The following is a 23,617-nucleotide window of genomic DNA, read 5'->3' as shown; positions in this document are numbered from 1 at the left end:
CGCCCTCAACTGACAGACTCTTCTACCGTGTCGAAAGGGGCTGGCGATGAGTGCGCATGGACTTCTGGATCAACTGCTGAGATCGGGCCGTGACCTGCTTCAGGGTGGCGGCGCCGGCGTCCCGGGCAGTAGCGGCTCTGGCGGACTTGGCGGCCTGGGTGGGCTGGGCAACCTCGGGAATCTCGGCAACCTGGGCGGTCTCGGCAAGCTCGGGGCGGGTGCCGGCGTGGTCGGGGTGCTGGGTTCCCTGCTCGGCAGCAAGCGCGGGCGCAGCTACGGCGGCAAGGCGCTGAAGTACGGCAGCATCGCCGCGCTTGGGTTGATGGCGTACAAGGCCTACACGGCCTGGCAAGCGCAGCAGCGGGCGCAGGGGCAAGCCCCCGGACAGGCGCCGACGCCGGCGCCGGGCTCCACGCCCTCCTCTCAAGCGCATCTGACTGCCGAACCGCGCACCTTGGATCGCGTGCCGCAGGACGAGGCCGAGGAGCACAGCCGCGCCGTGCTGCTGGCGATGATCGCCGCGGCCAAGGCCGACGGCCATCTGGACGACCGCGAGCGCGAGTTGATCGAGCAGGCGCTCAGCCGCGTCGAGGACGATCCCGAGCTGCGCCGCTGGCAGGAGGACGTCCTTCGCCGCCCGCTGGATCCGGCCGCGGTGGCGCAAGCCGCCACGACGCCCGAGATCGCCTCCGAGATGTACCTCGCGAGCCTGCTGATGGTCGACGAGACCAGCTTCATGGAGCGCGCCTACCTCGACGAACTGGCCCGCCAGCTGAAGCTGCCGGACGGCCTCCAGGCTCAGCTGGAAGCGCAGGCGCTCGCGCAAGGTTGACGGCGACAGCCGGGCCGCGGCGGTCACGACATCAACGTCCGCCGTTGTCGCGTGCCAGGACTTGCCTGCCGGCTGTCGCGCCTGTGGCGCCTGTCGCAGGTGGTCAGCGCGTTGGCGCGCCGCAACGCATCCGCGCCTCGCAGACGAATCGCACGTGCGCGACGGGCCCGTGCTCAGCATCATCCGCGTCCACTGCTGAAGGCGCCGACGACAGCGCCCGCATGACGGAGATCCCTCTTATGTCCTCCTTGTTCATCTCGACGATCGACTGAACACGGTTCCCGAGCCCCGGCTGAACCGTGTCTGTTCACAGATACGGCCTCAGACCGCGCGGCTTATGCAAAGCCCCGCCGCCATCGAGCCGGGGCTTTTGCTTTTCGGAAACCGAATGAGTGCACAACTCCGTTCCCGCGCCCTCCAGGAGGGGCGGGTCAAGGCCCTGCGCCGCATGAAACAAGCCATGACGCTGGTGCCCGAGACGGGCCCCGGTGCGCGCGACCCCGTGGCGCGCGCGATGGCCCAACGTGGACTGCGTGGCGCCGGCCAACACATCCAGAGCCGCGGCGCGCAACGCCGCGCCGACCGCGTGGCGCTGCAGGCGCTGCTGCGACGAGAGGAATGGGATGAATGAATCCAACGACCTGCGCGCGCAGCTGGCGCAGAGAAACCGGCAGCTGCAGGACGTCGCCGCCCAGCTCAAGACCGAGCTGTTCGGCATCGACGCCATCATCGACCGCGTCATCGATTCGGTGCGCGCGTGGTACGTGCTGCCCGAGCTCGTCTCGCGGCCCGTCATCGTCTGTCTCTGGGGCCTGACCGGCACCGGCAAGACGCAGCTCGTGCGCCGCCTGACGCAGCTGCTGGGCTTCTACGACCGCTTCGTGGAAGTGCAGATGGACGGCTTCTCCAACGGCGCGGGCATGCGCGGCGCGCAGAGCATCTCCGGGATGCTGGGGCGCTCCGGCATCCGCGAGGGCGAGCCGGGCATCCTCGCGCTCGACGAGTTCCAGCGCTTCCGCACCATCAACGCCAAGCGCGACGAGGTGCGCGTCGAGCGCTACCAGGACGTGTGGGCGCTGCTCTCCGACGGCAAGCTGCCGCCGTCGCTCTCGCTGCTGGTCGACATCGAATCTTCCATCGCCGAGGCGGCCTTCGACGCCGAGCGCGTCGACGCGGATGCCGACGCGGCCAAGCTGCGCTTCAAGCTGCGCAGCTGGGAGGCGCAGGAACTGCAGCGCACGCTCAAGCTCGACATGCCGCTGATGGAGATCATGGCCTGGACGCCGGACGAGGTGCAGGCCCGCCTGCGCGCGTTCCGCGACGGTCAGCAGCAATGGGAGACCGACTACAGCCGGCTGCTCGTTTTCGTCTGCGGCAACCTCGACGAGATGTACGAGGACCTCGCCACCAGCGTGGACGACTGCGACAGCGATGCCGACACCTTCCACGCCGTGACCGGCAAGCTCAGCGTCATCGACGTCAAGCAGGCGCTCAACAAGCGTTTCAAGCCGGAGCAGGTCGCGCGGCTGGGCAACGAGCACGTGGTCTATCCCTCGCTGTCGCGGCGCGCGTACGAGCAGCTGATCGAACAGGGCTGCGACCGCTACGCCCGCGAAACCGAGGCGCGCTGCGGCCTGCGCTTCGACCTGACCGTCAGCGTGCGCGAGCAGATCTACGCCAACGCGGTGTTCCCCGCGCAGGGCACGCGGCCGCTGTTCTCGTCGCTGCACGCGATCCTGGGCGCGGGGCTGTCGAAGGCGGCGCTGTGGGCCATCGAGCGCGGCGCCCAGGCCGGTACCGAAGCGGGCGCGGACGTGCGCCTCACCGCGGACGCCCGCGGCCTGATCGCGCACTGGCGGGACGAGTCGCACGCGATCGCCGCGCCCTTCGAGATCAGCCGCCTGCGCCAGCGCAGCAACGCGGACTTCCGCGCGCTGCTGGCGGTGCACGAGGCCGGCCACGGGCTGGTGCATGCGCTGCTGTTCGGCCGCGCGCCGCGCGAGATCAAGATCCACGTCGCGAGCTTCGAAGGCGGCTACAACGCCTACACCTCGCGCAAGGTCTGGTCGCGGCGCAACCTGCTCGACAGCATCTGCACCAGTCTCGCAGGCCGCGCGGCGGAGCTGCTCGTGTTCGGGCCTGACATGAGTTCCAGCGGCGCCGAGAGCGACCTGCGCAAGGCCACCGAAAAAGCGGCGCGCATGCTGCGTCACCTCGGCCACGGCCCGCGCATCGGCCGCAGCGACGTGTGCACGTCGAGCGAGGACAACCTCTGCACCGATGTGGAAGCGAGCAACGCGCCGATCGAGACGCTGCTGCAGGCCGAGCATGCGCGGGCGACCGGATTGATCGAGACGCACCGGGGTGAGCTGCTGGCGCTGGTGGACGAACTGATCGCCGAGGGTCAGGTCACGCCGGCGCGGTTCGCCGCGGTGACGGGTCTGCCGGTGGGAACGCCGGAGGAAACGCTGGATCCCTATGCGGAACGGCTGGCGGCGTTCCGGACGGCGGCGTGGGCGCGAACGCGACGACATCCGTCTGAGGTAAGACTCGACCACGCCACCGCCGCCCTTCCACTGCCTGCGCCGCTCCCCGCGCCGCTTCTGAGGTAATACAACCATGGCCATGGATCTCTACGCTGGCGAGCATCGCGCCCACATCGAGCCGCAGGACGAGTACCTGCTGCAGTTGGCGGAGGCCGAGAACGTGCGCTTTCCGCAGCTCACCGCCCTGTGGCGGGCGTTCTACGCCAGCCCTCGCCTGTCCTCGCGACAGGCGCTCCAGCTGGTTCATGAGCTCCTGGTGCTGATGACCGCCGCCGAGGGCTCGCTCAATCCCGCGCAGTTGCGACGCGGCCTGCGCCTGGCCGCTTTCTTCAGCGCGGCCTCGCGCGAGGACCTGGAGATCAGGACGGCGAGCGACTGAGCGGATTCAGGCCCAGTCGGCCATGCGCCGGCTCGGGACGTCCGGCATCGCCTGCCGGCGTTCCAGCAGGAAGTCGGCGCCGCGATCGGTGGCGGGCGCCGGCGCGCCGACGGGCAGTTCCCAGACGGTGCGGACGAAACCCATGGGCGCTACTCTAGGCGACGCGAGGGGGCGTCGGGCGGAATCGGCGTCCTGGGGGAAGTCCGACTTTTCTCAGGCCGGCAGACGATTGAGGTCGACAAACATCGTCGTGAAGCTGCCGACCACATCTGCGGCTTCGCCCATCTTGGTGAAACCCTTGCGCTGATAGAAACCGACCGAGTTCGGTTTGGCATCAACGACGAGGAAGCGACAACCGGCGTACGGCATGATGTGCTCTTCCGCGAGGCCGACAGCGAAATCAACCAGTTGCGCTCCGACGCCTTGCCCCTGCAGCTCGCTGTCCACGGCCAAGCGCGCGAGCTTCACGGCGGGGTAATCGGCATACCTGAAACCGTCAACAGGGGCCGGACCGCCGAACTGCTGAACGGAGACATGGGTACACACCAGGGTGATGTATGCGAGTACCCGTGTCTCCCCACGCTCGACCAACACGAAGGTCTTCGCAAGGTTGTCCTTGTGAAGTCGCTTCGCTTCCTTGCGGAGGAAGGTCTTCAGCGGCACCAGCGTCTGGTCGCCAAGACTCAGCGCGTTGCAGCCATCGCCGTCGTCAAGTGCGCGCAGCTCGTAAGGCACGTGCTATTTCTTGGTCGCTGTGTTGATCGACTTCAACTTGATCGCCACAGAGCCCTTCTTTGCAAAGGCAGTGGCCAGCTTGCGACCGTTGGCGGCTGACTCCGCAGCAGCCTTGGTGCCACGCGCATGCGTGATCTTCCGGGCGAACGATTTCGCGTCGTCGCCGGAGACTTTCACGGACCCGAGAAAAGTGCTGTGGATCGCCATGGCCCAGATTTTAGCAGCCGAAGCTGCCGCCCAGGGCCATGCGGCCGGCCCATCCGATACCTCAGGTGGACCACCGCCAGGCGAACGCGAGGGAGTCCTGCGCATACAGGCCTCGACGATGGCGATCAGCCAACGCCGCCGCATCGTCGACCGATCGAAAGAACGGGAGCGAATCCGAGCGTTCAGCCGTCCAGACGCACGCTCAGCTTGTTGTTGCCGTAGCTGGGCGTGACCTTGCTGAAGCCGTCGACGGTCAGCGTGCCGTAACGGCCCGCCAGTTGCCCCGAGGTCGAGATCAGCTCGATCGTGTCGCCGGCCTTGGGCGCGAAGCCTGAAGCGAACTTCACCGTCAGCGTGGCGCCCGCTTCGATGGCGACGTCGCCGGTCACGACCAGCTTGCCCGCGCCGTTCGCGCCGGCCTGCACCTGCAGACCGGCCGCGCTGCGCTGGCTGAAGCGACCCGCGATGCCCAGCGGCGCGGCCGCGTTGCTGGCGAGCGTGCCGCCGGCCAGGTAGACGTCGCCCTTGCCCAGCGCCGAAGCGCTTTCGGCGGACAGCGTGCCGGCGTCGAGCTGCGTGCCGCCGCTGTAGACGTTCACGCCCGACAGACGCAGCGTGCCGCTGCCCTGCTTGGTGAGCTTGCCCGCGCCGGCGATGTTGTTGCGCCAAGCGTCGGCCACGTGGAATCCGCCCTTGGCCGCGTCCATCACGACCACCACGTCGCCGTTGAACGCGCCGAAGCCGTCGGCCGCGGCGAACAGGTTCAGACGGCCCCAGCCTTCCGCGTCATCCACCAGCGGCGAGCCCGACGGCAGCGCCGTGGTCTTCAGCACGACGCGGCGTTGCGCCGCGTCCAGGTACGGCAGGCGCGTCTCCAGCAGCACCTCGGCGCCCTTGGGCACGACGGCCGCCTTCGTCGCGTCGCCGACCATGGGCAGGCCGAAGGTCAGGCGACGCATCACGTCGGCCCGCACGGCCGTCGCATCGGTGAAGCGATCGTTGGCGGTCGTGCCCGCATGGGCATAGGCATTCAGCGCTTCGGCAGTGCTCACGCCGGCCGCCGTCTGCATCACCGACTGCGCCTGCTGATACGCGACCGTCTTCAGGTCGCCCTTGTTGGCGCCGGTCGCGATCGCCGCCGCCACCGAGGCCTGCGCCTGGATGCGCCCACCGATGACATCCAGCGGCGAATGCATGCCCGCGAGGATTCGGTTCTCGCCCATCTCCAGCGCGCGGGCGACCATCTCCTGATAACGCTGAGGCACCAGGTACGCGATAGCGAGAGCCTTGCGCACGCCTTCGGCGGTGTGTCCGCTGATGAAGCCGCCGTCCGTCGCCGGCGTGCTGCTGCGCGCCGGCATCAGCGCTGGCACGACCACGACGCTGCTGCTCCAGCGCCACGGACGGGCGTACTTGTAGAAGCGCTTGGCGGGTTCCGTGGACGCGTTCTCGCCGACGTTGCCGATGAAGTCCACCGCCTTGCCCAGCGTCGCGTTGGTCGCGCTGCCGGTACCGATATCGGAGCCGCCGTCGTTGTAGAGGACGGTCGTGGCATCGGCGGGGACGCCGGTGATGGTGGTGCTCATGCCCGACGACGTGCGCCAGGCCGCGGTCAGCGGGCCCAGGCCGTCGCTGATGCTCATGCCCTTGCCGCGGCGGTCGTCGAGGTAGGCGGCGAGCGACTGGACCTCGGTGCGCTTGGTGGTGGCGTCGACCACGTACTGAATGTTGGCGTTGTGCACGGCGGTGTTGAGCACCTTGCCGTCGGTGGCGTCGCCGGGGTTGCCGGTCCAGGTCGAGGCGGTCACGGCGGGGAAGCTGCCGTTGGCGGGCGCGGTCACGCCCGCGTCCACGATCGCCGTGCTCGGCTGCCACAGCGCGAGCATGCCGCTCACGACGCGCACGCCGGCGTTCGTCTCCAGCGTGGCGTAACGCGCGTCGCCGCGCTGGTTGGTGAAACCGAAGTCGACGAAAGGCAGCACCTTCGTCTCATCCTGCACCGGCGCCGTCTCGGCGGAACCCACGCCCTTGGGCGCCTCGGGCATGACCGCGACGCTCAGGTCATCGCCGTCGGATCCGCCGCCGCAGCCAGCCATCAGGAAACCCGTCAGCAGCGCGAGGCTCAGGGGACGCAGGACGAAGGGAAGACGCGGGGAAGCAGACATGTCGCGAGTGCCGGAAGAGGAAAACGCGGCACTCTAGGGAATCGGTATGTCGAGGGCGTGACGGGCTCGGTCGCCCATCGCCCATCGCCCATCGCCCATCGACATCGACATCGACATCGCCCCCTGCCCGCGGGTCGGGGTCGCGGTTCAACCGGGGAAACGCCCGCCGATCTCCCGCATCAACGCCGTCGCCGTTCCAGTGAGTCCGCGCGACACCGCGCCGTCCCACGCTGCATCGAACGCTCCTGACGGCCCGATCGCCGTCAGCGCCAGCGCCATCTGTGCGTCGCTGTCGAAGACCGGCACGGCCAGGGCGCTGACGCCTTCGACGATGCCGCCCACCGAGCGGTGCATCACCCGGCCTCGGATGTCATCCAAGGTCGCTGAAAACGCGGCCCACGTCGGCAGTTCGCGCAGGCTGTCGTGCGGTCCCACGCGCGCCAGGTCCGCGGGTCCCTTGCGGCGTGCTTCCGCCAGCATCGCCTTGATCTCGGACTCCGGCCGGTAGGCCGCGAACAGCGGCCCCGACGCCGTGTCCGACAAGGACACCACCGTCCCGTGCCGCATCGTCACGTGCACCGCCGCCGGCGACGCCGCCGTGCGCACGATCGTCGCGCCCTGCGAGCCCCACACCGCGATCGCCACCGTGTGGCCGATCTCTTCGGCCAGCGCCTCCAGACGCGCCGTCGCCAGCCGGATCGGATCGATCTGCCGCATGCCGATCAGGCCCATCTCCATCGCCAGCGGCCCCAGGCCGTAATACCCCGTCGCCGGGTCCTGCCGCATCAGACCGAGCTTGCAGAAGCTCACGAGATACGGATGCGCCTTCGCCGGGCTCATCTCCGCCGCCTGCGACAGCGCCTTCAACGGCAGCGGCTGGCCGCGCGCCGCCGCCGCCTTCAGCAGCCGGCCGCCCACCTCGATGCTCTGGATGCCGCGCCGGTCCTCGCGATCGTCCCGGTCCTCCCGGCCTTCCTGGACGTCTCGGCCTTCACTGTCTTCACGGTCGTTGGCGTCCGGCCCGTCGTCGGCGATGTCTGGCATGGTCATTTCGCTATTGTTGAACGAATTCAGCGACACAGCTATATTTGCATCCAACAAACGAATTCCGTTTTGCTGAATTTCCTCAGCACCGCCCTTCCCCCTCAGCCAACGCCCGGGACACGCCATGACCAAGCAGTTCGCCAGCCACGCCGACGTCGAGGAGAAGCAGGTCTCCTTCGTCAAGCTCAGCGACAACGCCTATGCCTACACGGCCGAGGGCGATCCCAACACCGGCATCATCATTGGCGACGACGCGGTGATGGTCATCGACACGCAGGCCACGCCCGTGATGGCGCAGGACGTCATCCGCCGCATCCGCGAGGTCACCGACAAGCCCATCAAGTACGTCGTGATGAGCCATTACCACGCGGTGCGGGTGCTGGGCGCCTCGGCGTATGAGCCCGAGCACATCATCGCCAGCCGCGACACCTACGACCTCATCGTCGAGCGCGGCGAGCAGGACAAGGCCAGCGAGATCGGCCGCTTCCCGCGGCTGTTCCGCAAAGTCGAATCGGTGCCGGCGGGGCTGACCTGGCCGACGATCACGTTCCAAGGCTCGATGAGCCTCTGGCTCGGCAAGCTGGAAGTGCAACTGCTGCAGCTCGGGCGCGGGCATACGAAGGGCGACACCGTCGCGTGGCTGCCGGAGCAGAAGATCCTGTTCTCCGGCGATTTGGTGGAGTTCGATGCCACGCCCTATGCGGGCGACGCGTACTTCAGCGACTGGCCGCAGACGCTCGACAACCTCGCCGCGCTCAAGCCGAGCGCGCTCGTTCCCGGACGCGGCGCGGCGCTGACCACGCCCGAATCCGTCGCGCAGGGACTCGCCGGCACGCGCAGCTTCATCGCCGATCTGCATGACTCGGTGAAGGCCGGCGTCGCCGCAGGCAAGGAGCTCAACGCGGTCTACAAGGACACCTACGCCGTCATGAAGCAGAAGTACGGCCACTGGGTCATCTTCGACCACTGCATGCCGTTCGACGTCACGCGCTGTTATGACGAGGTCACCCGGTTCCGCGATCCGCGCATCTGGACCGCGCAGCGCGATCAGGAGATGTGGCAGACGCTCGAAGGCTGATCGACGGAGACCGCCGTGCCGACCGATGTCGACTACCAGCGCGTCGTCTACCCCTATCGCCGCAGCGCGGACCAGGACGCACATGAGCGCGGCCAGCCTGCGCGCCATCCCGTCGTCATCGTCGGTGCGGGGCCGGTCGGGCTGACGGCGGCGATCGACCTTGCGCTGCAGGGCGTGCCCGTCGTGCTGCTCAACAACGACGGGCGGCTCTCCGTCGGCTCGCGCGCGTTGTGCTTCGCGAAGCGGACGCTGGAGATCCTCGACCGACTCGGCTGCGGTCAGCGGCTCGTCGACAAGGGCGTGTCCTGGAACGTGGGACGCGTGTTCTTCCGCAATGAGCAGGTCTATCAGTTCAACCTGCTCGCCGAGGCCGGCCATCAGCGCCCGGCCTTCGTCAACCTGCAGCAGTATTACGTCGAGGGTTTCCTCGTCGAGCGAGCGCTCGAACTCCCGTCGATCGATCTCCGCTGGCATCACGGCGTGACCGGTCTGACGCCGCACGACGACCACGTGGCGCTGGAGATCGAAACGCCCGATGGCCCGTACACGCTGCTGGCCGATCACGTCGTCGCCTGCGACGGTTCGCGCTCGACCATGCGCAAGCTGATCGGCGAGGAGAGCCACGGTCGCACCTTCAAGGACCGCTTCCTCATCGCCGATGTGCGCATGAACGCACCCTTCCCCGCCGAACGCTGGTTCTGGTTCGACCCGCCTTTCCATCCGGGACAGAGCGTGCTGCTGCACCGGCAGCCCGACGGCGTGTGGCGTATCGATTTCCAGCTCGGCTGGGAGGCTGATCCTGAGTTGGAGAAGCAGCCCGAGCGCATCCTGCCGCGCGTGCGCACGCTGATGCGCGAGGCCTCGATCGCCGCGGGCGGCGACGGCGCGGTCCCGGAGATCGAGCTCGTGTGGGCCAGCGTCTACACCTTCGCCTGCATGCGCATGGATCGTTTCCGGCATGGACGCATCGTCTTTGCGGGAGATGCGGCGCATGGCGTCTCGCCGTTCGGCGCGCGCGGGGCCAACTCGGGCATCCAGGACGCGGACAACCTCGCATGGAAGTTGGCAGCGGTCGTGCAAGGCCGCGCCCCCGAGGCGCTGCTCAACACGTATGCACGCGAGCGCGAGATGGCCGCAGACGAGAACATCTTGAACTCGACGCGTTCCACCGACTTCATCACGCCCAAGAGCGAGGTCAGCAGGATGTTCCGCGACGCCACGTTGACGCTCGCCAAGGATTTCGACTTCGCGCGGCGGCTGGTCAACAGCGGTCGGCTCTCCGTACCGACGGTGCAGTACGGCATGCCCGCGGCGGATGCGCCGATCCGCGTCAGGGAGGGCGACGACGGCGAAGGTTGGCTCCTGCGCCAGATGCAGCCGGGGCGTTTCACCTTGATGGTGTTCGACGAGGCCGGCGAAGGAAGTCGGCGTCAGCGAATGCCTGTGGGGCCGGAATGGGGCTTGGGGGTCCAGGAGGGATCCCCCATGCCCCGTGGAGCGCCCGCGCTTGGCCATGCGGCGTGTGGGATCGACGCCCCGCTCCTGCTTCAGATCGACGATGCGTTCGACGCACGCGGGCTTGTGCGGCAGCGCTACGGCGCTGCTCCTGGCGCCGTGGTGTTGCTTCGACCTGATCAGCATGTCTGCGCGTGTTGGCGCACGATGCCGCGTCGGGATGCCATCGCCACAGCGATGCGCCAGGCGCTCGGCCACGAGGTCTCCCAGGAGGAGCCCGCCGCATGCCACTGACCACCGCGCCCAACTTCGACGCCGGCGACGACTTCTACGAAGCGTTGCTGAGCGCGCATCATGGCCTCGACGTCGACGCGAGCCATGCCTTCAACGCGCGGCTGATCCTGCTGCTCGCCAATCACATCGGCCGGCAGGACGTGCTGCTTGAAGCGCTGGCCGCCGCGGCCCGCGCCAATCCCGCTGCAGCGGATTGTCCAGTTTCCATCGATGCCCCGACCACGGGCGACGCTTCCCCACGAGGACAAGCATGAACGCACCAGAACCCCTCCGTTCATCCGAGGCGACCGGCACGACGCCGGGCGCGCTGAGCTACCAGAGCGGCTTCGGCAATCAATTCGAGACCGAGTCCGTCCCCGGCGCCCTGCCCAAGGGCCGCAACAGCCCGCAGCGCGCGCCGATGGATCTGTATCCGGAGCTGCTCTCGGGCAGCGCGTTCACTGCGCCGCGCGTGGAGAACCGTCGCACCTGGCTGTATCGCCGGCAGCCGTCGGTGGTGACGGGGGCGTTCCATGCCTATGAGCAGCCCTTCTGGACGAGCGGCGCCGCAGGCGGCGTCGCCGCGCCGCCGGACCCGCTGCGCTGGCATCCGTTCCCGATGCCCGATGGCCAGGCGGATGCGCCCGGTGTCGACTTCGTCGACAGCATCAAGACCATCGTCAGCAACGGGGACCCCGACGCGCAGGTCGGCATGGCCTCGTTGATCTACGCCTTCAACCGGCCGATGACGCGCCGTGCGCTGATGAACGCCGACGGCGAGATGCTGATCGTTCCGCAGGAGGGCGGGCTGCGCCTCACGACCGAGATGGGGCTGCTCGACGTCGTGCCCGGCGAGATCGCGCTGATCCCGCGCGGGGTGAGCTTCCGCGTCGACGCGCTGGGCGGTCCGCAGAGCGCCGCCCGCGGCTACATCTGCGAGAACTACGGCGCCGCCTTCCGCCTGCCGGAGCTCGGTCCGATCGGTTCCAACGGCCTGGCCAACCCGCGCGACTTCCGCGCGCCCGTCGCGGCGCATGAGCCCGACGGGGCGCCCTACGAGGTCATCCGCAAGACCGGCGGCGCGCTGTGGCGCAACGCCCAGGCGGTGACGCCGTTCAACGTCGTCGCGTGGCACGGCAACCTGACGCCGCTGAAGTACGACACCAAGGACTTCATGACGATCGGCTCGATCAGCTTCGACCATCCCGATCCGTCGATCTTCACCGTGCTCACCTCGCCGAGCGACACGCCCGGGACGGCCAACTGCGACTTCGTGATTTTTCCGCCGCGCTGGCTGGTGCAGGAGGACACGTTCCGTCCGCCCTGGTACCACCGCAACGTGATGAGCGAATTCATGGGCCTGATCTACGGCCAGTACGATGCCAAGCCCGAAGGTTTCCGGCCTGGCGGCGCAAGCCTGCACAACTGCCTGGTGCCGCACGGCCCCGACGCCGACGCCTTCGAGGCCGCCAGCACGCGCACCCTGGCGCCGCAGAAGCTCGATCACACGCTGGCCTTCATGTTCGAGAGCCGCTGGCGCTTCCGTCCGTCGGACTGGGCGCTCAACGGCGGCGCGCTCGACTCGAACTACGCCGCCTGCTGGGGCGGGCTCAAGGACAAGTTCAAACCCGCATGACGACGAGAGGCTCCGCGACGGCGCCTCCCCTCAACAGAATTCGAAAGGCTTCCCCATGACCGACATCGACCACACCCACGACCCTGCGCTGCGCAGCTGGATCTCCTCCGCCAATACGCCCGACAGCGACTTCCCGATCCAGAACCTGCCGCTGGGCATGTTCCGCCTGGCCGGCGCGACCGGCTCGTTCCGGCCCGGCACGGCCATCGGCGACCAGGTGCTGGACCTGATCGCCGCCGCCGATCTGGGCGCTCTGTCCGACGGCCTCGGCGCGGTGCTGCGCACCTGCGAGGGCCTTGGACTGAATCCGCTGATGGCGATGGGGCCGGACCTGCGTCGGCAACTGCGGCATGAGCTCGTCGCCGCGTTGAATGCGGACGCGGGATCGGCGACTTCCAAGCAGCTCGCTCCCGCGCTCAAGCCGATGGCCGACGTCGAGATGACGCTGCCCTGCCGCATCGGCGACTACACCGACTTCTACGCCGGCATCCATCATGCGACGACGGTGGGCAAGCTGTTCCGCCCGGACAACCCGCTGCTGCCCAACTACAAGTGGGTGCCGATCGGGTACCACGGGCGCGTGTCGTCGATCGGCGTCAGCGGGCAGACCTTCCGCCGTCCCGTCGGCCAGACCAAGGCGCCCGATGCGGAACTGCCGAGCGTCGGCCCGATCAAGCGGCTCGACTATGAGCTGGAAGTCGGCGCGCTCGTCGGCACCGGCAACGAGCAGGGCCATCCGATTGCGATCGGCGACGCGGAGCGCCATCTGTTCGGGCTCGTGCTGCTGAACGACTGGTCGGCCCGCGACATCCAGGCCTGGGAGTACCAGCCGCTGGGCCCCTTCCTGTCGAAGAGCTTCGCGACGACGCTGTCGCCGTGGGTGATCACGATGGAGGCGCTCGCGCCGTTCCGCCGCGCGTTCACGCGGCCGGAAGGCGATCCGCAGCCGCTGCCGTATCTCGACGGCGACGCCAACCGCGATCGCGGCGCGATCTCCATCCGTCTGGAAGTCCATCTGCAGACGCGCGCGATGCGCGATGCGGGCGACGCTCCGGCGAAGCTGATGGCATCGGACTTCGCGGACGCGTACTGGACCGTCGCGCAGATGCTCACGCACCACGCGAGCAACGGCTGCAACCTGCAGCCGGGCGATCTGTTCGGGTCGGGCACGATGTCGGGACCGGAAGCAGGCCAGGGCGGCTCGCTGCTGGAACTCACCAACGGCGGCAAACAGGCCATCACCTTGCCCAATGGCGAACAGCGCACATTCCTTCAAGACGGCGACAGCGTCGCGCTGGTGGGTCGCTGCGAGGCGGCGGGTCGTCGTGCGATCGGCTTCGGGCCCTGCGTGGGCACCGTCATGCCCGCAGTGGCCTGATCCGTCGGATCCTCCGCGTCACACACCGACACACGATCAAGCCCCCGTTCCCAGCGCGTCATCCCGGCGGGTTGTCAGCGGAAGCCGACGGATGACGTCGGATTGATCCCCGTCCGTGCGCATTGCAGACGCACGGGATCGGAGGTTGCCGAAGTTCGCGCATGTTCACTCTCCCCAAAGGAATCGACATGCCGCCGACGCGCCTCCTTGCCGCCGCCTGCCTTGCTGCCACTCCCCTGCTCTCCTTCGCCCAGGTCACCGTCAAGGACGACGGCCAGTGGCGGGCCCTGTTCACCGCGGGCGCCAGCGTCTCGTCGGGCAACAGCGACTCGACCACCGTCAACCTCAGCGGCGAAGTCGTCAAGGCCACCAAGACCGACAAGTTCACCGCGAACGCCCGCGCGCTGTACCTGAAGAACGACGACTCGGAATCCGAGCAGCGCTACGCCTTCGGCACGCACTACCAGCGCGACGTCACCGACCGCGTGTTCGGCTTCGGACAGTTCGACGCGCTCAAGGACGAGCCCGCCAACCTGTCCTCGCGCTACTCCGTCGGCGCCGGCGGCGGTTATCACATCATCAAGCAGGACAACGTCACCTGGGATGTGTCCACCGGTCTGGGGTTCACGCAGGAACGCTACGTCGAGCCGGCGCTCCAGGACGGCGTGCTGCGCAGCAAGTACAGCAACCTCGAACTGCTGTTCGCGGAAGAGTCGAATCACAAGATCTCGGACAACACGACGCTGAAGCAGCGTCTGGCCTACCTGCCCGACCTGCGCAACAGCGGTGAGTACCGCGCCACCTTCGACGGCGGCATCTCCGTCGCGATGACCAAGCGGTTCAGCCTCACCGCCACCGTCCAGCACCGCTACGACAGCAACCCCGGCGACGGCCTGAAGAAGAACGACACGCTGTTCGTCACCGGCGTGTCGTACAGGATCGATTGATCGATTGATCGATTGATCGATTGATGGAGAGCCGGAAACGAATCGAGGGGCTCTCGCCCCTCGTTCTCGCTCACGTTCTGGCTCTCGTTCATCGCTCCATCTGACGGCCGGGACCGTCGTTGCGACGTGGCGGCTCCACCGCTCGCGGAGGTTCGGCGGCGCGAGGCGGTTCGGCGCGTGGGGCCGGACGAGGCGCCTCGACGCGCGGCTGCGGCATCGGACGCGGCGCTTCCACGCGCGGCTGTTCCACACGCGGCTGCTCCACGCGCGGTTGCTCGACTCGCGGCTGCTGCGGACGCTCGAAGCGAGGCTGCTCCGTGCGCGGCTGCTCGAAGTTCGGCCGTTCAACGCGAGGTTGCTCGACACGCGGCTGCTCCACGCGCGGTTGCTCCACGCGATCGGGACCACGATGGCGCCACTCGTTGCGATCACCTTCGCGGCGCTCCGACGGACGTTGCACATCCGGGCCGCGCTGCGGCACCACCGGCTGCGTCGACGGTGCCGGCGAGGTCTGCTGCGGTTGCGGCACCTGCGGTCGCACCGTGGCGATGTCCGGCTCCGGGCGGATCACGCCGCGGACCGGACGGCTCTCGCCGGGTCGTGCTTCGCCGGGCGCGTCCGGACGTCCATCGCCGTTGCGGTCGAAGAAGGGACGACCTTCATTCCGACCGTCGTTGCGGCCATCATTCCGTCCGCCGTTGCGACCGTCGTTCGGTCCGTCATTGCGGCCATCAGGTCGACCATCGACGCGACCGTCAGGTCGTCCATCGTGATTGCGATCAACGAACGGGCGACCCGCATCCGGGCGTCCGTCCGGGCGGCCATCAGGACGGCCTTCCGTCTGCCCGATCGGGCGCGGCGGCCACGACCGTTGCGGCTGCAGCGCGGTCGCCGGCAGCGGCGCGGCCACCGGCTTCTGCGTGTACAGCGCGCCGTGATCGCGTTCGTTGCGGTAGGCCGGCGGGCGCTGCCCGGGTCGCACCACGGTGGCGGGATTCACATCCGGATTCACGCGGCGGTAGTAGGCCTGGCTGTAGCGGAAGCCCGGGGTCCAGGCTTCGCGCGGCGCCAGCGGCACCCAGCTGCCGTAACGCGGCGGCGGCGGACGTCGACCACCGCCCACGACGACGCCGATGGAGATGCCCGGCCCCACGCCGCCGACCAGTGCCGGCGCATAGGCGGGTCGACGCACATACGCCCCCGGCACCCAGCACCAGCGATCGCGGTAATACGCCCAGCGGCCGTAATGGAAGGGCGCGAAGCCCCACGGCATGTCGTCCACCCAGGTGTAGCCCCAGCGGGCGCTCCACATCCAGCGGCCGTAGCGATACGGCGCCCAATCGGCAACGACCACCTGCGGGATCCACACGGCGCCGTATTCGGAGCTCTGCTCCCAGGCGCCATAGCGCGCCAGGTCTTCGGCGCCGGTCATCTCGGGGGACACGTACGGCACGCTCGTGCCGCTGCCGACCAGCGGCTGCACCGCGTCTCGGCTGTCCTCCAGGATCAGGCGGGCGAAGCCGTCCTGCTGCAGCGACTGGCGCTCGGTGCGCGGGCCGTTCTCCCACCAGAACTCGGCCTGCTCATTGGTGCCCAGCCAGACCGGCTGAGCGTCCGTCGCGCGCGAATCGAAACGCAGCTTGCCCTGCCAGGCCTGCGCCTCGCTGCCGCGGTCCAGCTGCGTCATGCGGTACAGGCCTTCGCGTTCGAAGCCGAAGCGGCCTTCCAGCGTGCGCACGGTCCATTCGTCGGCGGCTTCCTGGCCGCGCAGCCGCAGCCCGACCGCGCCCTTCACGATCTGCACGGCGATGCGGTTGTCCGCCAGCGCGTTGAATTCGATCTCGCTGCGCTGGTCGATCCACAGCGTCGAGGAACCGATGGTGATCGTCGCGCCGCTGCCGTCGTCGGCGCGCAGGCGATCGCCTTCGCCGACGCTCTGGTTGCGGTGCATCTGCACCCATTCGCGCTCATCGGCGTCGTACAGCCAGACAGAGCCGGCGAGGTCGGCCAGGCGCCCCGCGCGCGACGGCGCGTCGGCGTGCGCCGGGCCGTGGGCCAGCAGCGCGACCATCGCGATCAGCACCAGCGAGGTCGCCATCCACCAGCGGGACAGCGACCCGCGCCCCTGCACAGGATCCAACGAGCGAGTCTTCGAACGGGTCATCGAGTCAGTCATGGCCTTTTGCCTCCACCGGAATCCGGGGGAATGCCGGACGCGGAGTTCCGCGATCGTTTCTTAACGCCTCAGCGACGTCCCGGTGCACGCCTGCTTACAACTTGACGCCCTGTTGCGCGGAGGTCAAGCGGACGACGTATGGCAGCTCAATCGTCCGCATTCGGGTCCAGGCCCGGAAAAAGGACCTCGGTGAAGCCGAAGCGGCTGAAGTCCTTGATCCGCATCGGATACAGCGTCCCGACCAGGTGATCGCACTCATGCTGCACGACGCGGGCGTGGAAGCCCTCCGCCTCGCGGTCGATGAGGCCTCCGAAGGCGTCGAAGCCGCGATAGCGGATGCGGCTCAGCCGGGGCACGACGCCGCGCAATCCGGGGACCGACAGGCAGCCCTCCGTCCCGTCCTCGGTCTCATCGGACAGCGGCTCGATCGTCGGGTTGATCAGCACGGTCATCGGCACCGGCGGCGCCTCGGGGTAGCGCTCATTGCGCTGGAAGCCGAAGACGACGACCTGCAGGTCCACGCCGATCTGCGGAGCGGCCAGGCCGGCGCCGTTGGCCGCCTTCATCGTGTCGAACATGTCCTCGAGCAGCTGCTTGAGTTCGGGCGTGTCGAAGTCTTCCATCGGCTTGGCGTGGCGCAGCAGGCGCGCGTCGCCCATCTTCAGGATTTCTCGTACGGCCATGGCAAGGTCCTTGTAATCTGGACACCATTCTAAGAACCCGACCCGGAGACTGCCCGTGAGCGCCACCACCGCCCTGCCTTCGGCCCCGGCATCGCTGCCCTCGTACCTGGAGCCGCTGGTCCCCGGCGTCTACGCCATCGACACGGCGTTCCAGCGCGACCACTTCGACGCGTGTTTCCTGATCGTCAACGGCGGTCGCGCCGCCTTCGTCGACACGGGCACGCGGCTCGCGCTGCCGCGGCTGCTCGGCGCGCTGGCGGCGCTCGGGGTGCCGCGCGACGCGGTGGACTGGGTGATCCCCACGCACGTGCATCTGGACCATGCCGGCGGTGTCGGCCCCTTGATGGCGGAGCTGCCCTCGGCAACGATGCTGGTGCATCCGCGCGGACTGCGGCACATGGTGGACCCGTCAGCGCTGTGGGCCGGTGCGCTCGCGGTGTACGGCGAGGCGGAGATGCGCCGTTCCTACGGCGAGCTGATGGGCGTGCCGGAGTCTCGCGCCCAGGTGAGCAGCGACGAGCAACGCATCACCGTGGGAGGTCGCACGCTGCGCCTGATCGACACGCCGGGGCATGCGCGCCATCACCACTGCGTGTGGGACGAAGCGAGCGCGGGCTGGTTCACCGGCGACACCTTCGGGCTGTCGTACCGGGAGTTCGACGATCCGGAGCGCGGCGCCTGGATCATGCCGACGAGCACGCCGATCCAGTTCGAGCCGGACGCGCTGCGCGCCTCCATCGCGCGGATGATGGCGGCGCGGCCGTCGCGCATGTACCTGACGCATTACAGCGTCGTGGGTCGCGACGCGGCGGACGTCGAGCGCCTTGCGGCGCTGCTGGTCGCGCAGATCGACGAGATGGAAGCCATCGCGCTGCGGCTGAAGGACGCGCCGGATCGCCACGTCGCGCTGAAGCGCGAGCTGCTCGCGCTCTACCAACGCCGCGCGATCGAACATTGCGGCGAGCGCATGCCGCCGACACGCGTGGCCGCATTGCTGGCGATGGATGTGGAGCTCAATGCGCAGGGACTCGGCGTGTGGCTGGACAGAAAAGACCGTCCGGCCCCTTGAGACTCAGCCGCATTCCTGCGTGAGGCTGCGAGCCCTCGCCCCACCCTCTCCCGCAAGCGGGAGAGGGAGTACGTGGCGCAATGCGACGTCAGGCGTCGAGATTTAATTCCTGAATCTTCCGCGTGATGGTGTTGCGCCCGATGCCGAGCTTCTGCGCGGCTTCGATGCGGCGGCCGCGCGTGAGGTCCAGCGCGGTCAGGATCAGGCTGGCCTCGAAGCGGCGCGTCAGCACGTCCCACACGTTGGGCTCGCCGGCCGCGAGCAGGCGTCTGGCCTCGCGCGCCATCTCGGCCACCCACGCGTCCGGCGACGGCGGAATCGGCACTGCCGGCAGCGGCATCGAGTTCACCGCGGCCGAACTCGTCAACCCGCTCGCCAGCGGCATCACGTCCGACGACATGGTCGCGGAGATCGCCGAGCCGGGCGCGCCCGGCGTGACCAGCAGTTCCTGCGGCAGGTCCTTGGCCTCCACCACCAGACTGGGCGCCATCACGCTCAGCCAGTGGCAGATGTTCTCCAGCTGCCGCACGTTGCCCGGGAAGTCGAAGTTCACCAGACGCTGCAGCGCGGCCTCCGACAGGCGCTTGGGCTCGACGCCCAGCTCGCCCGCGCTGCGCTGCAGGAAGTAGCGCGCCAGCAGCGGCACATCCTCGCGGCGCTCGCGCAGCGGCGGCAATCTCAGACGGATCACGTTCAGGCGGTGGAACAGGTCCTCGCGGAAGCGGCCTTCCTTGACCAGCGTCTCGAGGTTCTGGTGCGTCGCTGCGACCACGCGCACGTTCGCCTTCTGCGGGCTGTGCCCGCCGACGCGATAGAACTGCCCGTCCGACAGCACGCGCAGCAGGCGCGTCTGCAGGTCCAGCGGCATGTCGCCGATCTCGTCGAGGAAGAGCGTGCCGCCCTCGGCCTGCTCGAAGCGGCCGCGCCGTGTCGCCTGTGCGCCGGTGAAGGCGCCGCGCTCGTGGCCGAAGAGCTCCGATTCCAGCAGGTCCTTCGGGATCGCCGCCGTGTTGATCGCGACGAACGGCCCCTCCGCGCGCGGGCTGTGCTTGTGCAGCGCCCGCGCCACCAGCTCCTTGCCCGAGCCCGACTCGCCGGTGATCAGCACCGTCACGTGGCTCTGGCTCAACCGCCCGATCGCGCGGAACACGTCCTGCATCGCCGGCGCCTGGCCCAGCATCTCGGGCATCTGCACCTGCTCGGCCTCGCCGACGGCCTCGCGCTGGCTCTCCTCCTGCGCGCGCCGGATCAGCTCCACCGCGCGCGGCAGATCGAAGGGCTTGGGCAGGTATTCGAAGGCCCCGCCCTGGAAGGCGCTCACCGCGCTGTCCAGGTCCGAGTAGGCCGTCATGATGATCACCGGCAGTCCCGGCAGCTGCTTCTTGATCGTGCTCAGCAGCTCCAGGCCCGAACCGCCCGGCATGCGGATGTCCGACACCAGCACCTGCGGCGTGTCCTCCTCCAGCGCGGCCAGCACCTCGCGGGTCTGGCTGAAGCTGCGCACCGGCAGCCCCTCGCGCGTCAACGCCTTCTCGAGAACAAAACGGATGGAATGGTCGTCGTCAACAATCCAGATCGACTTCATCTATGGCTCCCCTTTCCCTTGTTGTCGGCTTGTGGCCGCGGCTCAAGGCAAAGGCAGGGTGATTCGGAAATCGGTCCGACCCGGCTGGCTGTCGCAATCGATCATCCCCTGGTGCTGTTGGGCGATCGTCTGCGCCAGCGTCAGCCCGAGACCGGAACCGCCATCCCTCCCTGATACCAGCGGAAAGAAGATGCGGTCCTTGATCTCTTCGGGCACGCCCGGGCCGTTGTCTTCGATATGCAATTCCAATGCCAAGCGCCACCGCTGCTTGCCGATGGTCACCTGCCGGGCCACGCGTGTGCGCAGGGCGATGAAGGCATCGCCCGCATGGATGCGCTCATGCAGCGCCTGCGCGGCGTTCTGGACGATGTTGAGCACCGCCTGGATCAGCTGCTCGCGATCGCCCCGGAAATCGGGCAGCGAGATGTCGTAGTCGCGGATCATCGTCAGCCCGCGCGGGTACTGCGCCAGCACCAGCGAGCGCACCCGCTCGCAGACCTCGTGGATGTTGACGTCGCCCACCACCTGCGCGCGCCGGTGCGGCGCGAGCAGCCGGTCCACCAGCGACTGCAGCCGGTCGGCCTCGTGGATGATGACCTCGGTGTACTCCTCGAGCTCCGGCCACAGGTCGGTCGGCTGCAGCTCCAGCGCCAGCAGCTGCGCCGCGCCGCGGATGCCGCCCAGCGGATTCTTGATCTCGTGCGCGAGGTTGCGCGTCAATTCCTTGGTCGCGTGGACCTGGTCGAGGTTGCGCTCCTCGCGGTCCTGGCGCGTCTGCTGCGCGTTCTCGATCAGCTCGATCACCAGCCGCTGCGGATCGTCGGTCTGGCTGACGATCACGTGCACCGGCAGCAGGTCGTCATGCGTGCGCGGACCGCGGCGGATGGTCGCGTCGAATCGCGAACTCGAGAACGCGTTGCGGCTCACCTCCTCGAGCGCTTCGACGACACGGCCGGTGTCGATGAACCATTCGAGCAGGTTGCTGCCCTGGACCGCGCGTCGCGGCAGGTTGAACAGCGTCTCGACGGCCGTGTTGGCGAACTCGCAGGTGCCGTCGGCGCGGACCACGGCGACCAGGGTCGCGAGCAGGTCGAAGCAGGCGTACTGCGCGTTGTGCGCGTTGTGCGCGTCGGGTGGGTTCCGTGAAACGGGGGCGGGCGTCTTCATGCGGTGTCGCTCGTGTCGCCATCGTCGCGCGACACCCCGGCCTCGGCGGCCCGGCCCGCCGTTCCTCGATCAGAGGTTGGGCGGCGGCAGCTTGGCGAGCTCGCGCTTGATGGCCTGGACGTCGGCCTCCTGGCGCGAGACCGAAGCCTTGAGCTCGGTCGTGCGGTCCAGGTACTTCTGGTAATTGCGTTCGTCGCCGCGGCGCTCGGGCTGGCCGCCGTTGTATTCCTGCTGGGCCTTGGCGAGCTTGCTTTCCGCGTCGCGCAGCTCCTGCTCGAGGATGCGGCGGCGGTCGTCGTCGCGCACGCGCTGTTCCTTGCCGTCGACCTTGAGGTCACCTTGACCTCCCGAGCCCGAGGTGGGCGCGGCGGTCGTTGCCGGACGCGGCTTGATGGGTGCGATCACCGAGATCGGCGTGCCCTCGATGCTGCGGCAGCCTTTGTCGGCGGCTTCCTTGGCGGAGATCGCGTCGGTATACAGCACCGGCGGACCGGGGCAGCGATACACCACGCCCTGTGCCGACGCCTGCCCGGCCGCCATGCCCACCATGGCGGTCAGCATCGTCGCCAACCAAGAACGTCCCACCCGCTTGTGCTGCAGCGTCATCTGCATTCCCTGCTTCCAACTGACCAGAGTCGTCAAGCATTGTGACGCAATCGGTCACGCCCGGGCGAGCGCGTGCGCTCACGCGCTGTTGCCAGGTGTTCGAGTGTGGAAGTGCCGACACGGCGCTGCGGAGAAGGCAAAAGAAAAGGGACGGCGCGAGCCGTCCCTGTGCGATGCGACGAACGTGCGGAGCGGGCCGTGCCGAAGCGGTCATGGCGCACTCCGCGCGGACGATCACAGCGAGTAGTACATGTCGAACTCGACCGGGTGGGTGGTCATGCGGAAGCGCTGGACTTCCTGCATCTTCAGCTCGATGTAGGCATCGATGAAGCTGTCGGTGAACACGCCGCCCTTGGTCAGGAACGCGCGGTCCTTGTCCAGATACTCCAGCGCCTGGTCCAGCGAGTGGCAGACGGTCGGGATCTTCGCGTCTTCTTCCGGCGGCAGGTGGTACAGGTCCTTGGTGGCGGCTTCGCCCGGATGGATCTTGTTTTCCACGCCGTCCAGGCCGGCCATCAGCAGGGCCGCGAAGGCCAGGTACGGGTTGGCCGAGGGATCCGGGAAACGCGCCTCGATGCGGCGGCCCTTGGGGTTCGCCACGTACGGGATGCGGATCGAGGCCGAGCGGTTCTTGGCCGAGTAGGCCAGCTTCACCGGGGCTTCGAAGCCGGGCACCAGACGCTTGTACGAGTTGGTCCCCGGGTTGGTGATGGCGTTCAGCGCGCGGGCGTGCTTGATGATGCCGCCGATGTAGTACAGCGCGAAGTCGCTCAGGCCGGCGTAGCCGTCACCGGCGAACAGGTTCTTGCCGTCCTTCCAGACCGACTGGTGCACGTGCATGCCCGAGCCGTTGTCGCCGACGATGGGCTTCGGCATGAACGTGGCGGTCTTGCCGTAGGCGTGCGCGACGTTCTGGATGATGTACTTCTGCAGCTGCAGCCAGTCGGCGCGCTGGACCAGCGAGCTGAACTTGGTGCCGATCTCCATCTGGCCGGCGTTGGCCACTTCATGGTGGTGGACTTCGACGGGGATGCCCATCTGTTCCAGGATCAGGCACATCTCCGAGCGCATGTCCTGGCCGCTGTCGACCGGGGGCACCGGGAAGTAGCCGCCCTTGACGGTCGGACGGTAGCCGCTGTTGCCGTGCTCGTAGTCCTTGCCGGTGTTCCAGGCGGCTTCTTCCGATTCGATCTTGACGAACGAGCCGGACATGTCCACGTTCCAGCGGACGCTGTCGAAGATGAAGAACTCGGGTTCCGGACCGAAGTAGGCGGTGTCGCCCAGGCCGGAGGACTTCAGGTAGGCCTCGGCGCGACGGGCCAGCGAGCGCGGGTCGCGCTCATAGGCCTTGCCGTCGGTCGGGTCGATGACGTCGCAGGACAGGATCAGCGTCGGCTCTTCGTAGAACGGATCGATGTTGGCCGTGTTCGGATCCGGGATCAGCAGCATGTCCGACGCTTCGATGCCCTTCCAGCCGGCGATCGAGGAGCCGTCGAAGGCATGGCCGTCGGTGAACTTGTCTTCGTCGAAATGGGAGACGGGCACGGTCACGTGCTGCTCCTTGCCGCGCGTGTCGGTGAAGCGGAAGTCAACGAACTTGACTTCGTGCTCCTTGACCAGGTTCATCACGTCGGCGACGGTCTTGGTGGCCATCAA

The 23,617-nt window shown here is 68.3% G+C and carries 22 protein-coding genes; 11 read left to right on the top strand and 11 right to left on the bottom strand.

Features of this window, described 5'->3' with window-relative positions; all coding sequences use genetic code 11:
• The first annotated feature begins 46 nt into the window (after window positions 1-46).
• The 4 genes from PV762_RS00345 to PV762_RS00330 all read left to right on the top strand — a co-directional run bounded on the left by PV762_RS00345 (window position 47) and on the right by PV762_RS00330 (window position 3,757).
• Window positions 47-832, top strand: coding sequence for a tellurite resistance TerB family protein (locus tag PV762_RS00345; RefSeq protein ID WP_421033042.1), 786 nt, complete (start codon window positions 47-49; stop codon window positions 830-832).
• 388 nt (window positions 833-1,220) lie between these two features.
• On the top strand, window positions 1,221-1,463 hold the full coding sequence (locus tag PV762_RS00340) for a hypothetical protein (protein WP_421033041.1): 243 nt from the start codon (window positions 1,221-1,223) through the stop codon (window positions 1,461-1,463).
• Window positions 1,456-3,444: an AAA family ATPase gene (locus PV762_RS00335; RefSeq protein ID WP_421033040.1), complete on the top strand. Its 1,989-nt coding sequence runs from the start codon at window positions 1,456-1,458 to the stop codon at window positions 3,442-3,444. The genes PV762_RS00340 and PV762_RS00335 overlap by 8 nt, the downstream gene beginning before the upstream one ends.
• 13 nt (window positions 3,445-3,457) lie before the next feature.
• Window positions 3,458-3,757 (top strand): hypothetical protein, encoded by a 300-nt coding sequence (locus PV762_RS00330; RefSeq protein WP_421033039.1) that lies wholly within the window; start codon window positions 3,458-3,460, stop codon window positions 3,755-3,757.
• A 6-nt stretch (window positions 3,758-3,763) separates the two neighbouring features.
• Here the strand turns inward: PV762_RS00330 and PV762_RS00325 are convergent, their stop codons facing one another.
• The 5 genes from PV762_RS00325 to PV762_RS00305 form a co-directional block, all read right to left on the bottom strand.
• Window positions 3,764-3,901, bottom strand: coding sequence for a hypothetical protein (locus PV762_RS00325; protein WP_421033038.1), 138 nt, complete (start codon window positions 3,899-3,901; stop codon window positions 3,764-3,766).
• Window positions 3,902-3,970: 69 nt separating this feature from the next.
• Window positions 3,971-4,492 carry a GNAT family N-acetyltransferase gene (locus PV762_RS00320; RefSeq protein ID WP_421033037.1) on the bottom strand — a complete coding sequence of 174 codons (522 nt, stop codon included), beginning with the start codon at window positions 4,490-4,492 and terminating at the stop codon, window positions 3,971-3,973.
• Window positions 4,493-4,495: 3 nt separating this feature from the next.
• Window positions 4,496-4,699 (bottom strand): hypothetical protein, encoded by a 204-nt coding sequence (locus tag PV762_RS00315; protein WP_421033036.1) that lies wholly within the window; start codon window positions 4,697-4,699, stop codon window positions 4,496-4,498.
• 182 nt (window positions 4,700-4,881) lie between these two features.
• Window positions 4,882-6,864 carry a phosphatase PAP2 family protein gene (locus PV762_RS00310; protein WP_421033035.1) on the bottom strand — a complete coding sequence of 661 codons (1,983 nt, stop codon included), beginning with the start codon at window positions 6,862-6,864 and terminating at the stop codon, window positions 4,882-4,884.
• Between the two features lie 147 nt (window positions 6,865-7,011).
• The gene (locus tag PV762_RS00305) at window positions 7,012-7,914 is read right to left on the bottom strand and encodes an IclR family transcriptional regulator (RefSeq protein ID WP_421033034.1); all 903 of its coding nucleotides are present in this window, start codon (window positions 7,912-7,914) and stop codon (window positions 7,012-7,014) included.
• Window positions 7,915-8,032: 118 nt separating this feature from the next.
• Here PV762_RS00305 and PV762_RS00300 point away from each other — a divergent pair, with 118 nt between their 5' ends.
• From PV762_RS00300 to PV762_RS00275, 6 genes are all read left to right on the top strand, one after another.
• Window positions 8,033-8,986 carry an MBL fold metallo-hydrolase gene (locus PV762_RS00300; protein WP_421033033.1) on the top strand — a complete coding sequence of 318 codons (954 nt, stop codon included), beginning with the start codon at window positions 8,033-8,035 and terminating at the stop codon, window positions 8,984-8,986.
• A gap of 15 nt (window positions 8,987-9,001) precedes the next feature.
• A complete protein-coding gene (locus tag PV762_RS00295) occupies window positions 9,002-10,735 on the top strand; it encodes an FAD-dependent oxidoreductase (protein ID WP_421033032.1) in 1,734 nt (577 codons plus the stop codon).
• A complete protein-coding gene (locus PV762_RS00290; protein ID WP_421033031.1) occupies window positions 10,726-10,989 on the top strand; it encodes a DUF2783 domain-containing protein in 264 nt (87 codons plus the stop codon). The genes PV762_RS00295 and PV762_RS00290 overlap by 10 nt, the downstream gene beginning before the upstream one ends.
• Window positions 10,986-12,350, top strand: coding sequence for a homogentisate 1,2-dioxygenase (gene hmgA / locus PV762_RS00285; RefSeq protein WP_421033030.1), 1,365 nt, complete (start codon window positions 10,986-10,988; stop codon window positions 12,348-12,350). The genes PV762_RS00290 and hmgA overlap by 4 nt, the downstream gene beginning before the upstream one ends.
• A gap of 55 nt (window positions 12,351-12,405) precedes the next feature.
• Complete coding sequence (gene fahA / locus PV762_RS00280; RefSeq protein WP_421033029.1) at window positions 12,406-13,728, top strand: fumarylacetoacetase; 1,323 nt, start codon at window positions 12,406-12,408, stop codon at window positions 13,726-13,728.
• 161 nt (window positions 13,729-13,889) lie between these two features.
• Window positions 13,890-14,675 carry a DUF481 domain-containing protein gene (locus PV762_RS00275; protein WP_421033028.1) on the top strand — a complete coding sequence of 262 codons (786 nt, stop codon included), beginning with the start codon at window positions 13,890-13,892 and terminating at the stop codon, window positions 14,673-14,675.
• Between the two features lie 88 nt (window positions 14,676-14,763).
• Here the strand turns inward: PV762_RS00275 and PV762_RS00270 are convergent, their stop codons facing one another.
• Window positions 14,764-16,839: a DUF6600 domain-containing protein gene (locus tag PV762_RS00270; protein WP_421033027.1), complete on the bottom strand. Its 2,076-nt coding sequence runs from the start codon at window positions 16,837-16,839 to the stop codon at window positions 14,764-14,766.
• Between the two features lie 158 nt (window positions 16,840-16,997).
• On the bottom strand, window positions 16,998-17,534 hold the full coding sequence (gene def / locus PV762_RS00265) for a peptide deformylase (protein WP_421033026.1): 537 nt from the start codon (window positions 17,532-17,534) through the stop codon (window positions 16,998-17,000).
• Window positions 17,535-17,589: 55 nt separating this feature from the next.
• Between def and PV762_RS00260 the strand changes: the two genes are divergently transcribed.
• A complete protein-coding gene (locus PV762_RS00260) occupies window positions 17,590-18,603 on the top strand; it encodes an MBL fold metallo-hydrolase (protein ID WP_421033025.1) in 1,014 nt (337 codons plus the stop codon).
• An 88-nt stretch (window positions 18,604-18,691) separates the two neighbouring features.
• Here PV762_RS00260 and ntrC read toward each other — a convergent pair whose 3' ends face one another.
• From ntrC to glnA, 4 genes are all read right to left on the bottom strand, one after another.
• The gene (ntrC, locus tag PV762_RS00255) at window positions 18,692-20,188 is read right to left on the bottom strand and encodes a nitrogen regulation protein NR(I) (protein ID WP_421033024.1); all 1,497 of its coding nucleotides are present in this window, start codon (window positions 20,186-20,188) and stop codon (window positions 18,692-18,694) included.
• A gap of 42 nt (window positions 20,189-20,230) precedes the next feature.
• Complete coding sequence (gene glnL / locus PV762_RS00250; protein WP_421033023.1) at window positions 20,231-21,355, bottom strand: nitrogen regulation protein NR(II); 1,125 nt, start codon at window positions 21,353-21,355, stop codon at window positions 20,231-20,233.
• A gap of 69 nt (window positions 21,356-21,424) precedes the next feature.
• Window positions 21,425-21,967 carry a hypothetical protein gene (locus PV762_RS00245; RefSeq protein WP_421033022.1) on the bottom strand — a complete coding sequence of 181 codons (543 nt, stop codon included), beginning with the start codon at window positions 21,965-21,967 and terminating at the stop codon, window positions 21,425-21,427.
• A 228-nt stretch (window positions 21,968-22,195) separates the two neighbouring features.
• Window positions 22,196-23,614, bottom strand: a complete 1,419-nt coding sequence (glnA, locus tag PV762_RS00240) for a type I glutamate--ammonia ligase (protein ID WP_421033021.1) — start codon at window positions 23,612-23,614, stop codon at window positions 22,196-22,198.
• Between the last annotated feature and the right edge of the window lie 3 nt (window positions 23,615-23,617).

This window comes from Mitsuaria sp. CC2 (assembly GCF_048957715.1).
Taxonomy (GTDB): Bacteria; Pseudomonadota; Gammaproteobacteria; order Burkholderiales; family Burkholderiaceae_C; genus Roseateles.
This window is presented reverse-complemented; position numbering and strand designations above follow the sequence as displayed.

Bases quoted from the DNA above. Each gene is read 5' to 3' on its own strand.
- PV762_RS00340 (WP_421033041.1), top strand. From the start codon at position 1,221: ATGAGTGCACAACTCCGTTCCCGCGCCCTCCAGGAGGGGCGGGTCAAG.
- fahA (WP_421033029.1), top strand. From the start codon at position 12,406: ATGACCGACATCGACCACACCCACGACCCTGCGCTGCGCAGCTGGATC.
- PV762_RS00345 (WP_421033042.1), top strand. From the start codon at position 47: ATGAGTGCGCATGGACTTCTGGATCAACTGCTGAGATCGGGCCGTGAC.
- PV762_RS00305 (WP_421033034.1), bottom strand. From the start codon at position 7,914: ATGACCATGCCAGACATCGCCGACGACGGGCCGGACGCCAACGACCGT.
- PV762_RS00310 (WP_421033035.1), bottom strand. From the start codon at position 6,864: ATGTCTGCTTCCCCGCGTCTTCCCTTCGTCCTGCGTCCCCTGAGCCTC.
- glnL (WP_421033023.1), bottom strand. From the start codon at position 21,355: ATGAAGACGCCCGCCCCCGTTTCACGGAACCCACCCGACGCGCACAAC.
- PV762_RS00300 (WP_421033033.1), top strand. From the start codon at position 8,033: ATGACCAAGCAGTTCGCCAGCCACGCCGACGTCGAGGAGAAGCAGGTC.
- PV762_RS00330 (WP_421033039.1), top strand. From the start codon at position 3,458: ATGGATCTCTACGCTGGCGAGCATCGCGCCCACATCGAGCCGCAGGAC.
- ntrC (WP_421033024.1), bottom strand. From the start codon at position 20,188: ATGAAGTCGATCTGGATTGTTGACGACGACCATTCCATCCGTTTTGTT.
- def (WP_421033026.1), bottom strand. From the start codon at position 17,534: ATGGCCGTACGAGAAATCCTGAAGATGGGCGACGCGCGCCTGCTGCGC.
- PV762_RS00275 (WP_421033028.1), top strand. From the start codon at position 13,890: ATGTTCACTCTCCCCAAAGGAATCGACATGCCGCCGACGCGCCTCCTT.
- PV762_RS00245 (WP_421033022.1), bottom strand. From the start codon at position 21,967: ATGCAGATGACGCTGCAGCACAAGCGGGTGGGACGTTCTTGGTTGGCG.
- PV762_RS00335 (WP_421033040.1), top strand. From the start codon at position 1,456: ATGAATGAATCCAACGACCTGCGCGCGCAGCTGGCGCAGAGAAACCGG.
- hmgA (WP_421033030.1), top strand. From the start codon at position 10,986: ATGAACGCACCAGAACCCCTCCGTTCATCCGAGGCGACCGGCACGACG.
- PV762_RS00270 (WP_421033027.1), bottom strand. From the start codon at position 16,839: ATGACCCGTTCGAAGACTCGCTCGTTGGATCCTGTGCAGGGGCGCGGG.
- PV762_RS00290 (WP_421033031.1), top strand. From the start codon at position 10,726: ATGCCACTGACCACCGCGCCCAACTTCGACGCCGGCGACGACTTCTAC.
- PV762_RS00315 (WP_421033036.1), bottom strand. From the start codon at position 4,699: ATGGCGATCCACAGCACTTTTCTCGGGTCCGTGAAAGTCTCCGGCGAC.
- glnA (WP_421033021.1), bottom strand. From the start codon at position 23,614: ATGGCCACCAAGACCGTCGCCGACGTGATGAACCTGGTCAAGGAGCAC.
- PV762_RS00325 (WP_421033038.1), bottom strand. From the start codon at position 3,901: ATGGGTTTCGTCCGCACCGTCTGGGAACTGCCCGTCGGCGCGCCGGCG.